Annotated in this window: 10 protein-coding genes; 1 reads left to right on the top strand and 9 read right to left on the bottom strand. The window is 66.3% G+C overall.

Annotation, left to right across the window (positions count from 1 at the left end; translation table 11 throughout):
* The 4 genes from ctaD to QMA07_RS11645 all read right to left on the bottom strand — a co-directional run bounded on the left by ctaD (position 1) and on the right by QMA07_RS11645 (position 4,592).
* On the bottom strand, positions 1 to 1,734 hold the full coding sequence (gene ctaD / locus QMA07_RS11660; protein WP_290162014.1) for a cytochrome c oxidase subunit I: 1,734 nt from the start codon (positions 1,732 to 1,734) through the stop codon (positions 1 to 3).
* A gap of 3 nt (positions 1,735 to 1,737) precedes the next feature.
* Complete coding sequence (gene coxB / locus QMA07_RS11655) at positions 1,738 to 2,637, bottom strand: cytochrome c oxidase subunit II (RefSeq protein WP_056377194.1); 900 nt, start codon at positions 2,635 to 2,637, stop codon at positions 1,738 to 1,740.
* Between the two features lie 96 nt (positions 2,638 to 2,733).
* Positions 2,734 to 3,099, bottom strand: coding sequence for an iron-sulfur cluster insertion protein ErpA (gene erpA / locus QMA07_RS11650; RefSeq protein WP_194763425.1), 366 nt, complete (start codon positions 3,097 to 3,099; stop codon positions 2,734 to 2,736).
* Positions 3,100 to 3,170: 71 nt separating this feature from the next.
* Positions 3,171 to 4,592, bottom strand: a complete 1,422-nt coding sequence (locus tag QMA07_RS11645) for a dipeptidase (protein ID WP_290162010.1) — start codon at positions 4,590 to 4,592, stop codon at positions 3,171 to 3,173.
* Positions 4,593 to 4,638: 46 nt separating this feature from the next.
* Between QMA07_RS11645 and QMA07_RS11640 the strand changes: the two genes are divergently transcribed.
* The gene (locus tag QMA07_RS11640; protein ID WP_290162009.1) at positions 4,639 to 5,226 is read left to right on the top strand and encodes a DUF3043 domain-containing protein; all 588 of its coding nucleotides are present in this window, start codon (positions 4,639 to 4,641) and stop codon (positions 5,224 to 5,226) included.
* A gap of 75 nt (positions 5,227 to 5,301) precedes the next feature.
* Here QMA07_RS11640 and QMA07_RS11635 read toward each other — a convergent pair whose 3' ends face one another.
* From QMA07_RS11635 to dnaE, 5 genes are all read right to left on the bottom strand, one after another.
* Entirely contained in the window at positions 5,302 to 6,324 is a 1,023-nt protein-coding gene (locus tag QMA07_RS11635) for a quinone-dependent dihydroorotate dehydrogenase (protein ID WP_290162007.1), read from the bottom strand.
* Between the two features lie 10 nt (positions 6,325 to 6,334).
* Positions 6,335 to 6,805 carry a transcriptional regulator NrdR gene (nrdR, locus tag QMA07_RS11630; RefSeq protein WP_290162006.1) on the bottom strand — a complete coding sequence of 157 codons (471 nt, stop codon included), beginning with the start codon at positions 6,803 to 6,805 and terminating at the stop codon, positions 6,335 to 6,337.
* Positions 6,806 to 6,815: 10 nt separating this feature from the next.
* A complete protein-coding gene (gene hisD / locus QMA07_RS11625) occupies positions 6,816 to 8,123 on the bottom strand; it encodes a histidinol dehydrogenase (RefSeq protein WP_290162131.1) in 1,308 nt (435 codons plus the stop codon).
* Positions 8,123 to 9,529, bottom strand: coding sequence for a hypothetical protein (locus QMA07_RS11620; RefSeq protein ID WP_290162005.1), 1,407 nt, complete (start codon positions 9,527 to 9,529; stop codon positions 8,123 to 8,125). Before QMA07_RS11620 ends, hisD begins: the two co-directional genes overlap by 1 nt.
* Positions 9,530 to 9,642: 113 nt before the next feature.
* Positions 9,643 to 13,161: a DNA polymerase III subunit alpha gene (gene dnaE / locus QMA07_RS11615; protein ID WP_290162004.1), complete on the bottom strand. Its 3,519-nt coding sequence runs from the start codon at positions 13,159 to 13,161 to the stop codon at positions 9,643 to 9,645.
* Positions 13,162 to 13,168: the final 7 nt, after the last annotated feature.

Raw genomic sequence — 13,168 nt, 5'->3', positions numbered from 1 at the left:
TCAGTGGCCCTCTCGCTCGCCGGGTGCAGCCGGTGTGAACTCCGCGGCCTCCGGGTGGTTCAGGTCGAATGCAGGACGCTCGCTGCGGATACGCGGGATCGACGTGAAGTTGTGGCGCGGCGGCGGGCAGGAGGTAGCCCACTCGAGCGAAGCGCCGTAGCCCCACGGGTCGTTGACCGTGACCTTGGGTGCCTTGCGAGCCGTGATCCAGACATTGAGGAAGAACGGCAGCATGGACGCCCCGAGGATGATCGCACCGATCGTCGACACCTGGTTCTGCCAGGTCCACCCGTCAGCCGCCGAGTAGTCGGCGTAGCGACGCACCATTCCGTCGACACCCAGCCAGTGCTGGATGAGGAACGTCATGTGGAAGCCGATGAACAGCATCCAGAAGTGCACGTAGCCGAGGCGCTCGTTGAGCATCCGTCCGGTCCACTTCGGCCACCAGAAGTAGAAGCCGGCGAACATCGCGAACACGACGGTGCCGAAGACGACGTAGTGGAAGTGCGCGACGACGAAGTACGAGTCGGAGAGGGCGAAGTCGAGCGGCGGAGCCGCGAGGATCACGCCGGTGAGACCACCGAACACGAACGAGACCAGGAAGCCGAGCGCGAACACCATCGGCGTCTCGAAGGTCACGGATCCGCGCCAGAGCGTGCCGATCCAGTTGAAGATCTTCACACCCGTCGGCACTGCGATGAGCATCGTCATCAGGGCGAAGAACGGCAGCAGCACCGAGCCGGTCACGTACATGTGGTGAGCCCACACGGCGACGGACAGTGCGGCGATCGCGATCGTCGCATAGACGAGGGTCTTGTATCCGAAGATCGGCTTGCGGCTGAAGACCGGGAAGATCTCAGACACGATGCCGAAGAACGGCAGGGCGATGATGTAGACCTCGGGGTGACCGAAGAACCAGAAGAGGTGCTGCCAGAGCAGGACACCGCCGTTGGCCGGGTCGTAGATGTGAGCGCCGAGCACACGGTCGGCACCGGCGGCGAAGATCGCCGCCGCGAGCACCGGGAAGGCCATGAGGATGAGGAGGCTCGTGATGAGCGTGTTCCAGGAGAAGATCGGCATGCGCCACATCGTCATACCCGGGGCACGCATCGTGATCACCGTGGTGATGAAGTTCACCGCGCCGAGGATGGTTCCGAAGCCCGAGATGCCGAGACCCAGCATCCAGAGGTTTCCACCGGCACCCGGAGAGAACGACGCACTGGCGAGCGGCTGATAGGCGAACCAGCCGAACGACGCCGCACCCTGAGGGGTGAGGAAGCCGGCGACCGCGATCGTGGACCCGAAGAGGAACAGCCAGAACGCGAACGCGTTGAGACGCGGGAACGCGACGTCCGGTGCGCCGAGCTGAAGCGGCAGGATCGCATTCGCGAAACCGGCGAAGAGCGGCGTCGCGAACATGAGGAGCATGATCGTGCCGTGCATCGTGAAGAGCTGGTTGTACTGCTCCTTGGTCGGGATGATCTGCATCCCGGGAGCGAACAGCTCTGCGCGGATGACGAGCGCCATCACGCCGCCGAGGAGGAAGAACAGCACCGAGGCGATGAGGTACATGTACCCGATCGTCTTGTGGTCGGTGGAGGTGATCCACTTGACGACGATGTTGCCCTTCTGCTCCACACGAGACGTGCTCATGAGAGCGGCCTGGCGTGCGGGCAGAGTGGTGGGTCGAGAGCGAGGGGCCTCGTCGGTGCGGGGGGCTTCAGTGGTCGACATGGCTTACTCCTCTCCTTCCTCGGAGGTCGGGGCGGTTGTCCCGGGGTAGTTCGACAGACGGTCGTAGGCGTCCGTGATGTCTCCGGTGTTGCCTTCCTCCTCGAGCGTCTGGAGGTAGGCGTCGTACTCGTCCTGCTCGACGACCTTGACGTTGAAGAGCATCATCGAGTGGTACTCGCCACACAGCTCGGCGCACTTGCCGGCGTACTCGCCGACACGCGTCGGGATGAAGGACCAGGAGTTGTCCTTCCCGATGTACATGTCCTTCTTGTAGAGGAAGTCGATGATCCAGAAGGAGTGGATGACGTCGCGCGACTGCAGGTTGATCGTGACCTTCTGGTCGACCGGCAGCACCAGGGTCGGCAGCTGCGCCTGGTCGATGTTGCCGTCCGCATCGGGCTGAGCCTGGATCCCCATGGTCCAGACGGCGTCGGAGTTGTCCTCCTCCTCGCCGTCGTACTGGAAGTCCCACGCCCACTGCTTGGCGATCGCGGTGATCTCGACGTCGGGCTCGTCCCACTTCGCCTCGATCGCCGACTGGTCACGGGCCGTGAAGAAGAACATGCCCAGGACGAGGATCAGCGGCACGACCGTGTAGAAGATCTCGATCGGCATGTTGTAGCGCATCTGCACCGGCAGACCCGTCTGACCCTTGCGACGACGGTAGGCGATCGCGGCCCAGGCCATCAGGCCCCAGGTGATCACGCCGACTGCGAGCAGGACGATCCAGGAGTTGACCCAGAGCGAAGACACGCGCTCGGTCTGGTTGGTGGCCGCAGGCTCACCCTCCACGAAGCCCGGGAGGTAACCGTTCAGCTCAGTGGCAGTACATCCCGCCAGGGCCACGGCTGCCGCTACTCCCAGGGGGAGAGCGGCCCAACGAAGGCGGCGTTTCGAGGGCACGATGCACCTTTCAGATTGCGGACAGGGCACACCCAAGTCTAGGGCAACCTCACACCTGATTCATGCCAACCACGCAGGTTGGCGAGGGGGTTCGGGTCAGTGGAAGCTGTCTCCACAGGCGCAGCTGCCCGCGGCGTTGGGGTTGTCGATCGTGAACCCCTGCTCGGAGATCGTGTCCTTGAAGTCGATCGACGCGCCGTCGAGATACGGGACGCTCATGTTGTCGATGATGACCTCGACGCCGTCGAAGTCCACGGTCTCGTCTCCCTCGAGGAATCGCTCGTCGAAGTACAGCTGGTAGATCAGGCCGGAGCATCCTCCGGGCTGGACGGCGACGCGCAGACGCAGGTCGTCACGGCCCTCCTGCTCGAGAAGGTTCTTGACCTTGACGGCCGCGGCGTCGGTCAGCTTCACGCCGTGCGCCTGGGTGGTCTCTGCGGAAGTCAGTGTGGTGTCGCTCATGTCGCTCCTTCGGACGGGCCGTGCGTGCACGGCTGGTGACTCGATTTTACCCTCAGCCTCGACGATCGGGCTCAGATGATGATGTCGTTCATCCGCGAGAGCAGCAGCGCCTCGGTCGCCACCGCATGACGGAACGTGTCGAGGTGCAGTGATTCGTTGGGACTGTGTGCCCGAGAGTGCGGATCCTCGACACCGGTCACGAGGATCTGAGCATCGGGGAATTCCCGCACGAGGTCGGCGATGAACGGGATGGACCCGCCGACGCCGAGGTCGACGGGCGGCACGCCGTAGCCGTCTCGCATGGCATCGCGGGTGAGCGCGACGGCCCAGCCGCTGGTGTCCACGAGGAAGCCGTTGCCGAGATCGACGTCCGAGAAGGTCAGCTCAGCGCCGTACGGCGCGTTGGCGCGCAAGTGCGCCTCGAGGGCGGCGTACGCCTCCTCACCGGTCTGACCGGGGGCGACGCGTGCGCTCACGACGACCGTCACCTCCGGAAGGAGCGTGTTCGACGCCGCGGCGACACTGGTCGCGTCGATTCCGATGACGGTCACCGAGGGCTTGTTCCAGATCCGGCCGAGGATGCTGCCGCCGCCGATCGGCGATGTACCGGGCAGAAGTCCGGCTTCGTCCCTGAGCGTCTCCTCGCTGTACTCGGGCGTGGGTGCCTCGCGCTCGGTCATCCCCTCGACCGCGACGGAGCCGTCTTCGTTCCAGAGGGTGGAGAGCATCTTGACCGTTGCCATCATCGCGTCGGGAACGGCGCCGCCGAACATCCCCGAGTGCGACGCGTGATCGAGCGTGCGCACGCGCACGGTGAACCGGGCGTTGCCTCGCAGCGAGACCGTCAGACCGGGCGTCACCGAATCCCAGTTTCCCGAGTCCGCGACCACGATGGCATCTGCACGGAGCGCCTCCTTGTTGTCCGAGAGGAACTGCGCGAAGGAACGGGATCCGTATTCCTCTTCACCCTCGATGAACATCGCGATGCCCAGTTCCAGATCGTCGCCGACGATCTCGGCGACAGCGCGGATCGAGGCGATGTGCGCCATGATCCCCGCCTTGTCATCGGCAGCGCCCCGACCGTACAGACGCCCGTCGCGCACGGTGGGCTCGAACGGCGGCGTCTGCCACAGAGCATCGTCACCGGGAGGCTGCACATCGTGGTGCGCGTAGAGCAGGATGGTCGGCTTGCCGTTGCGCGCAGCACGCGTGGCGAGCACCGCCGGCTGCCCGTGCTCGTCGGTGCCCGGGATCGCCGCACGGAGGACGCGGACATCATCGAAGACCCCGGTGGCCGTGGCGAGTGCGGCGACGGCCTCGGAGCTGCGCTCGAGCTGCGTCTGGTCGAATGCGGGCCACGCCATGCCGGGGATGCGGACGAGAGCACCCAGGTCGCTCAGCGCCGCGGGGAACCCCGTCGCCACCGCCTCCAGGAGGGCCGGTTCGCGTTCGCTGGACAGATTCTGTTCGCCGGGCTGGGCAGGAGATGTCATGCGAGTAATCTTAAGGTGATCCGCCTTCACTGAACCGAGGAACCTCGTGGCCACTACCCCTGTCCCCCCTTCGACGAACGACGACGCCCCCGAGACGCCTGTGTCGGGCAAGGGACGCGCGACGCCGACCCGGGCCGAGCAGGAGGCCGCTCGCCGTCGCCCTCTGGTCGCGAACACCAAAGAAGCGAAGGCCGCGGCGCGTGCAGAGCTCAACGAGCGACGCAACCGCGCACAGGCCGGTATGGCTGCCGGCGAGGAGAAGTACCTCCCGGCTCGCGACAAGGGGCCACAGCGCCGTTGGGTCCGTGACTACGTCGATGCCGGGTGGCACCCGGCGGAGTTCGTCATGGGTGTCATGGTGCTCGTGATCCTGGTCTCGCTTCTGCCCGCGAACCTCGCCATCGGCGGATTCGCGATCGCAGGCTGGGCGTATCTCGTGATGATGGCGTACCTGATCCTCGCGATCGGCGGCATGGTGCTGCTGGGCATGCGGGTCAAGCGCAAGATCGCCGCGAAGTTCGGCAAGGACCGCATGGAGCGGGGCCTCGGCTGGTACGCAGCGATGCGATCGCTGCAGATGCGGTTCATGCGTCTGCCCAAGCCTCAGGTGAAGCGCGGCGCCTACCCCGCCTGACCCCCAGGACTCCGACGAGAGGCGCCTCCTGCTCCCCGAGCACGAGGCGCCTCTCGCTTGCACGAGTGCGGCGACTCAGCGAGCGATGAGACCCCGGTTGATCTCGCGACCCCAGAAGGGACCGCGGTACAGGAAGGCCGTGTAGCCCTGCACGAGAGTCGCTCCGGCTTCGAGGCGCTCCTGAACGTCGGATGGCGTCTCCACTCCCCCGACGGCGATGACGCAGAACTCCGAGGGGACGGCCGAGCGCACGAGACGAAGCACCTGCAGGGAACGCTCCTTGAGCGGAGCGCCCGAGAGTCCGCCCGCTCCGATCTCCGCGACCGTCGCCGAGTCCGCCGTGAGGCCGTCCCTGCTGATCGTGGTGTTGTGAGCGATGATTCCCGCAAGCCCCTCGTCGACCGCGAGCGTCGCGATGGCGACGATCTCCTCGTCCGAGAGATCGGGGGCGATCTTGACGAGCAGCGGAGTCTCTCCGGATGCTGCCCGGACCGCCCTGAGCAGCGGAGCCAGCGTCTCGACCGCCTGAAGCCCCCGCAGACCCGGAGTGTTCGGGGATGAGACATTGACCGCCAGGTAGTCGGCCAGCGGGGCGAGCTTCGTCGCGGAGGCCACGTAGTCTGCTGTGGCGTTCTCGACATCGACGACGCGACTCTTGCCGATGTTCACGCCGATGACCGTGTCGGGTGCGCCGCGTCGCAGGCGCGCGAGTCGCCGGGCCGCGGCATCCGCACCCGCGTTGTTGAACCCCATCCGGTTGATGACCGCTCGATCGGCGATCAGGCGGAACAGCCGCGGCTTCGGGTTGCCGTCCTGCGGGATGGCGGTGACGGTGCCCACCTCGACGTGTCCGAAGCCGAGCGCGGCGAGACCACGGACGCCGACGGCGTTCTTGTCGAAACCTGCTGCGATCCCGAAGGGCGAGGAAAAGGTCAGGCCGAGGGCCTGCACCTGCAGGGACGGGTCCGGCTTCGTCAGTGCCCGCGTCGCCCAGGAGAACGGCGGCGCGCCGAGCACGCGGATCACCGCCATACCGGCGTGGTGGGCGAACTCAGGGTCGAAGCGCGACAGGACAGCGCGAAAGAGCAGCGGATACATCCCTGCCAGATTACCGGTCGAGGAGCTCCGACTTGACGTGGTCGGCACGGAGATCGGTGATGGCGCTCTCGAAGTCCTCGAGCGAGTCGAACGCCTGATAGACGCTCGCGAACCGCAGGTACGCGACCTCGTCCAAATCGCGGAGTGGCCCGAGGATCGCCAAGCCGATCTCGTTGGTGTCGAGCTGCGAGACCCCCGTCTGTCGAACGGCCTCCTCGACCCGCTGAGCGAGGATCGCCAGGTCGGCCTCGGTGACGGGCCGTCCTTGACAGGCCTTGCGCACGCCCGAGATGACCTTCTCTCGACTGAACGGCTCCATGACTCCGGATCGCTTGATCACGTTGAGGCTCGCCGTCTCCGTCGTCGTGAAACGCCCCCCGCACTCAGGGCACTGACGTCGACGACGGATAGAGAGACCGTCATCACTGGTGCGGGAATCGATGACCCGGGAGTCCGAGTGACGGCAGAAGGGGCAGTGCATCTGACCGATCCTACGCGGTGAAACGTGCCTCGATCGCCTCACCGTGTGCGGGAAGCACCTCGGTCTCCGCGAGGGCGACGACTCCCTCGCGCACATCGGCGAGGGCGGCTCGATCGTAGGAGATGACCTGCTGCGGACGCAGGAACGTGTATGCACCGAGTCCCGGCGCGTAGCGCGCCTGTCCCCCGGTCGGCAGGACGTGGTTGCTGCCCGCCATGTAGTCGCCGAGGCTCACGGGAGTGTGGTCTCCGACGAACACGGCTCCTGCGCTCGTGAATGCGTCGGCCGCGGCCTCGGCGTCCTCGAGGTGCAGTTCCAGGTGTTCGGGGGCGTACGCGTTGCTGAACGCCGTGGCCATCGCGCGGTCATCGACCAGGACGATCGCCGACTGCGGCCCGTTCAGAGCCGCCGCCACCCGCGTCGCGTGGCGCGTGGTGCCGGCCTGTCGCCGGACCTCCGCGGCGACACGTTCAGCCAGCTGTGGGGAGTCGGTGACGAGCACAGCCGACGCCTGCTCGTCGTGCTCGGCCTGGCTGACGAGGTCCGCGGCGATGAGCCGCGGGTCGGCGGCGGCGTCTGCGACGACGAGGATCTCGGTGGCCCCCGCCTCGGAGTCGGTGCCGACGACGCCCGCCACAGCGCGCTTCGCGGACGCGACGTAGTTGTTGCCCGGCCCTGACAGCACGTCGACCGGGTCGAGACCGATGGCCGCGACTCCGTGTGCGAAGGATCCGATCGCCCCTGCGCCACCTATCGCGTACACCTCTGTGATGCCGAGCAGACCTGCTGCGGCGAGGATCGTGGGGTGGACGCGCCCGCCCTGGTCCTCCTGAGGTGGTGAGGCGAGTGCGATCTGCTGCACTCCGGCGACCTGGGCGGGGACGACGTTCATGATGACGCTGGACGGATAGACCGCTTTGCCTCCGGGGATGTACACCCCTGCACGGTGAACGGGCTGCCAGCGCTGGGTGATCGTCGCTCCGGCGCCGATCCGCGTGATCTGACGCTCGGGCACCTGCGCCGCCGAGGCGATGCGCACGCGGCGGATCGCCTCCTCGAGCGCGAGACGGACCTCAGGTGCGAGGATCTCGAGCGCATCGGCGATGTGCTGTGCGGGTACACGGATCTCGTGACCGGAGACACGGTCGAAACGCTCCGCCTGCTCGCGCAGAGCCTCTTCGCCCCGCTCTCGCACATCGTCGACGATTCGCGTCGCGGTGTCGAGAGCCTCGGCTCGTGCCTGGGTGGCGCGCGGCACCGCCGCGAGCATGTCAGCCGGCGAGAGCGTGTGCCCCCGCAGATCGATCGTGCGCAAGATCAGCCTCTCGTGATGTCTGCGATGTCGTGCAGGTAGCCGATGCGGCCGTCATCGTGTCTGATGACGTACGCACCACCCCGGTCCTCGATGACGAGAGCCCAGGCGCTCGGACCGACCCGGAAGATGCTGTCGCCGCGCTCGTCATGCACGTCACGCTCAGTCGGCGCGAGGATCCAGAACGGCTGCGGAGCCGAGAAGTCGTGCTGCGGGTTCGTCGCGGTGACATCGGTCTCGTCGTCGACCGCGGGGAACGCGGTGGTCTCAGCCGAGGACACGTCGCGCGCGGTCGCTCCCAGGAGCGACTCGATGCTCCCGGTGTCGGAAACGATCTCGGGTTCCTGACCACGCGATCGGCGCGAGTACGCGGGCGCGTAATCCCGATCGGAGGTCGTGTCCTCGGTTCCTGTTCCACCGCCCGAAGCATGCGAGGAGAGTGGCACCTGCTCGGCGAGATCGACCCGGGCGACCTCGTCGGTCGCCTGCGCGCCGGACAGCTCTGCGTCGATGCCGCCCGACGGAGCAGCCATGGTCGTGTGCGCCGGCGCCGCGGACTCCATCGTGTACGGCGCGGCGACCGAGCCATCCGTGTGTGCCGTCGGGAGGGCGTCTGTCGCGTGGGCCGTCGCGGCCGGGGCAGCGTCTTCCGTGACCGGGGCGAGGTGGGACTCCGACCCGGCGTCGGCCGACGGATCGGACACGAGGTGAGGAGCCGATGCTGCCGGTGCATGGGGCGCGGGGTCCTCCGCGGTGGCCTCCGGCGTGTCGCTCGCCGCCGGGACGGGCTCGGGGCGCGGACGCGCGATCACGGGTCGAACCGGATTGGCATTGCGATGCGCGAGGGTGACGAGTCGGCCCTGGAAGTCCTCCTTGAGGCCTGGTACCAGCGGAGCGAACACCGTGAAGACGACCAGCGCGAGCGCCGCGAGGAGCTGGACGACGCCGTTCCACGGAAGGCCGAAGACGCCGAACTCGATCACGAAGGCGACCGCGTTCCAGAGGGCTCCCACCCAGAAGACGGCCGAGACGGAGAACGCCACCGAAGCGAACTGATCGATCCCCAGCGAACCGACGCGTCGGATGCCGTCCGGCGAGAACCGGCGCAGGACCAGCAGGAACACGGCGACCGTCGGCACGCCGATGGGCAGAATCCACTGGATGCCGGCACCCCAGATCGACGCGTCGCCGACATAGGGGAAGAACGAGGCGATGAAGGCGATGAGCCACGCGCCGACGATGAGCAGCTCCCGCAGCGTGAACCCGAGGATGCCGTACTCCGGCGTCACCTCATCGTCGTAGAGAACGCCGTCGTCATCGGAGAAGTCCTCTTCGACGGTCATCTCCGGTGCGGCCGGGGAACGGCCGGCATCGGATTCATCGTTGTTCAGGAAGGGGGATTCCGTGCTCATGGGGAGGGTCCTTTCGCCGCGGTGCAGAGCCTCTGCGTCGTGCACCCGAACGCGTCCTGATACTACCCGGTGCATCCGTGAGGACCCATCGAGCGGCGTCGCTTCGCCGATGCTCAGCCCAGGCAGGTCGGCCCGAGCAGAGATTTGAGATCGCCGAACAGATCGGCAGAGACCTTGACGGGCATCGGCACGTCGAAGACCTTCGCCGTGCCGCCGCGGTGCACGCGCAGCACCACCTCGGTGTCGCCGTTGTGGCGTCGCAGTACTTCGGCGAGCTCGGCCATCACTCGCTCGGTCGCCCTCTGCTCCGCCAGGACGAGCGAGAGGGGCCCCGCGGCGTCGAACGAGCCGACATCCGGCGCGAACGCCGACTGTGCATGCAGGTTGAGTCCGTCATCGCGCTTGGACACGCGTCCGCGCACCGCGAGGATGGAGTCCTGCTGCAGGATGTGCTGGAACTCGGTGTAGGTCTTGCCCATGAACATGACGGTGACCTCGCCGTTGAAATCCTCCACGGTGATCATGCCGTACGGGTTACCGCTGGCCTTCGCGACGCGATGCTGGACGCTGGTGACGAGACCGGCGACCGTCACCTGCTCGCCGTCCTGCATGTCCTCGGAGTTGATGAGGTTGTGGATCGATATCGATGCGTGCTTCGCGAGCGGCACCTCGAGCCCCGCGAGGGGGTGGTCGGAGACGTAGAGCCCGAGCATCTCCCGCTCGAAAGCGAGCTTGTCCTTCTTGATCCATTCCGGTCGCGCCGGCACCTTCGCGGGCGGCGCCTCCTCCATGCCGTCGTACAGGCTGTCGAAGTCGAAACCGATCGCGCCCTGCGCCTCGTTCCGCTTGCGATCGACAGCCGCCTCGACGGCATCCTCGTGCACTTCGAGCAGAGCCCGGCGGGAGTCTCCCATCGAGTCGAACGCGCCGGCCTTGATCAGCGATTCGACGGTGCGCTTGTTCGACACATGCAGCGGCACCTTCTCGAGGAAGTGATGGAACGAGGTGAATCGCTCGTCCTTCCGTGCCGCGATGATGCCCTCGACGACGTTGCTGCCGACGTTGCGGACGGCACCCAACCCGAAGCGGATGTCGTCGCCGACGGCCGCGAAGTACTTGATCGACTCGGAGACGTCGGGAGGGAGCACCTTGATCCCCATGCGCCGGCACTCGTTGAGGTACAGCGCCATCTTGTCCTTCGAGTCGCCGACGCTGGTGAGCAGCGCAGCCATGTACTCGGCGGGATAGTGAGCTTTGAGATAGGCGGTCCAGTACGACACGACGCCGTAGGCCGCAGAGTGCGCTTTGTTGAAGGCGTAATCCGAGAACGGCAGCAGGATCTCCCAGATCGCGTTGACGGCTCCGTCGGAGTATCCGTTCGCGTGCATGCCGGCCTGGAAGCCCTCGAACTGCTTGTCGAGCTCCGACTTCTTCTTCTTGCCCATCGCTCGGCGGAGGATGTCGGCCTGTCCGAGCGAGAACCCGGCCACGCGCTGGGCGATCGCCATCACCTGCTCCTGGTAGATGATCAGACCATAGGACTCGTCGAGGATGTCTGCGAGCGACTCGGTGAACTCCGGATGGATCGGCGTGATGGGCTGCTGGCCGTTCTTGCGCAGCGCGTAGTTCGTGTGCGAGTTCGCACCCATGGGTCCTGGGCGGTACAGCGCGATGAGCGCCGAGATGTCACCGAAGTTGTCCGGACGCATGAGGCGCATGAGCGATCGCATCGGACCGCCGTCGAGCTGGAAGACCCCGAGCGACTCCCCTCGTCCGAGCAGGTCGTAAGCCCCGCGGTCGTCGAGCGCGAGGTGTTCGAGGTCGAGCTCTTCTCCGCGGTTGGTGCGGATGTTGTCGAGCGCGTCGGAGATGATCGTCAGGTTGCGCAGCCCGAGGAAGTCCATCTTGATCAGCCCGAGCGACTCGCACGAGGGGTAGTCGAACTGCGTGACGATCTGGCCGTCCTGCTCACGGCGCATGATCGGGATGATGTCGATCAACGGCTCGGACGACATGATCACGCCCGCCGCGTGCACACCCCACTGGCGCTTCAGTCCCTCGAGTCCTAGTGCGCGATCGAAGACCGTCTTCGCCTCCGGGTCGGTCTCGATGAGAGCGCGGAACTCGCTCGCCTCTTTGTAGCGGGGGTGCGCGGAGTCGAACATTCCGTCGAGGGGCATGTCCTTGCCCATCACGGGCGGCGGCATCGCCTTGGTCAGCCGCTCCCCCATGCTGAACGGGAAACCGAGCACGCGTCCGGCATCCTTCAGCGCCTGCTTGGACTTGATCGTGCCGTACGTGACGATCTGAGCGACCCGCTCGGAGCCGTACTTCCTGGTCACGTAGTCGATGACCTCGCCACGGCGCCGGTCATCGAAGTCGACGTCGAAGTCGGGCATCGAGACTCGGTCGGGGTTCAGGAACCGCTCGAAGATGAGTCCGTGCTCGAGCGGGTCGAGGTCAGTGATCTTCATGGCGTAGGCGACCATGGATCCGGCTCCGGACCCACGGCCGGGACCCACGCGGATGCCGTTGTCCTTGGCCCAGTTGATGAAGTCGGCGACGACGAGGAAGTAGCCGGGGAAGCCCATCTGCAGGATGATGCCGGTCTCGTACTCGGCCTGCTTGCGCACCTTGTCGGGGATCCCGCTCGGGTATCGGTAGTGGAGACCCGCCTCGACCTCCTTGATGAGCCAGCTGTCTTCTGTCTCTCCGTCGGGCACCGGGAAGCGCGGCATGTAGTTCGCCGCCGTGTTGAACTCGACCTCGCAGCGCTCGGCGATGAGCAGCGTGTTGTCGCACGCCTCAGGGTGATCGCGGAAGAGCTGACGCATCTCGGCGGCGGTCTTGATGTAGTAGCCGTCGCCGTCGAACTTGAAACGGTTGGGATCGTCGAGTGTCGAGCCCGACTGCACGCACAACAGTGCCTCGTGCGCGTCGGCCTCATGCTGATGCGTGTAGTGAGAATCGTTCGTTCCGACGAGCGGGATGCTCAGATCCTTCGCGAGCCGGATCAGATCCGTCATGACCCTGCGCTCGATGGAAAGGCCGTGATCCATGATCTCGGCGAAGTAGTTCTCCTTGCCGAACAGGTCTTGGAACTCCGCGGCCGCAGCGCGGGCGGCGTCGTACTGGCCGAGGCGCAGACGCGTCTGGATCTCGCCCGAGGGACATCCTGTGGTGGCGATCAGCCCCTTGCCGTACGTCTGGAGCAGCTCACGGTCCATACGGGGCTTGAAGTAGTAGCCCTCCATGCTCGACAGGGAGCTGAGGCGGAACAGGTTGTGCATACCCTGCGTGCTCTCGCTCCACATCGTCATGTGCGTGTAGGCGCCGGAGCCCGAGACGTCGTCGCTCTTCTGATCCGGAGACCCCCACTGCACGCGCGTCTTGTCACTGCGATGCGTGCCGGGCGTGACGTAGGCCTCGAGTCCGATGATCGGCTTGACCCCTGCCGCGTTCGCCGCCTTGTAGAACTCGAAGGCCGCGAACGTGTTGCCGTGGTCGGTCACCGCGATCGCCGGCATGTCGTAATCGGCCGCGGCCTGGGTCATCGCCGCGATCTTCGCCGCCCCGTCGAGCATCGAGTACTCGCTGTGCACGTGCAGGTGGACGAAGGAGTCGGATGCCATGCCTTCG

Origin of the sequence: Microbacterium sp. APC 3901, assembly GCF_030407765.1 — a bacterium.
GTDB lineage: Bacteria > Actinomycetota > Actinomycetes > Actinomycetales > Microbacteriaceae > Microbacterium.
Note: the sequence above shows the minus strand (reverse complement) of the source record. Positions and strands in the feature narration are given on the sequence as shown.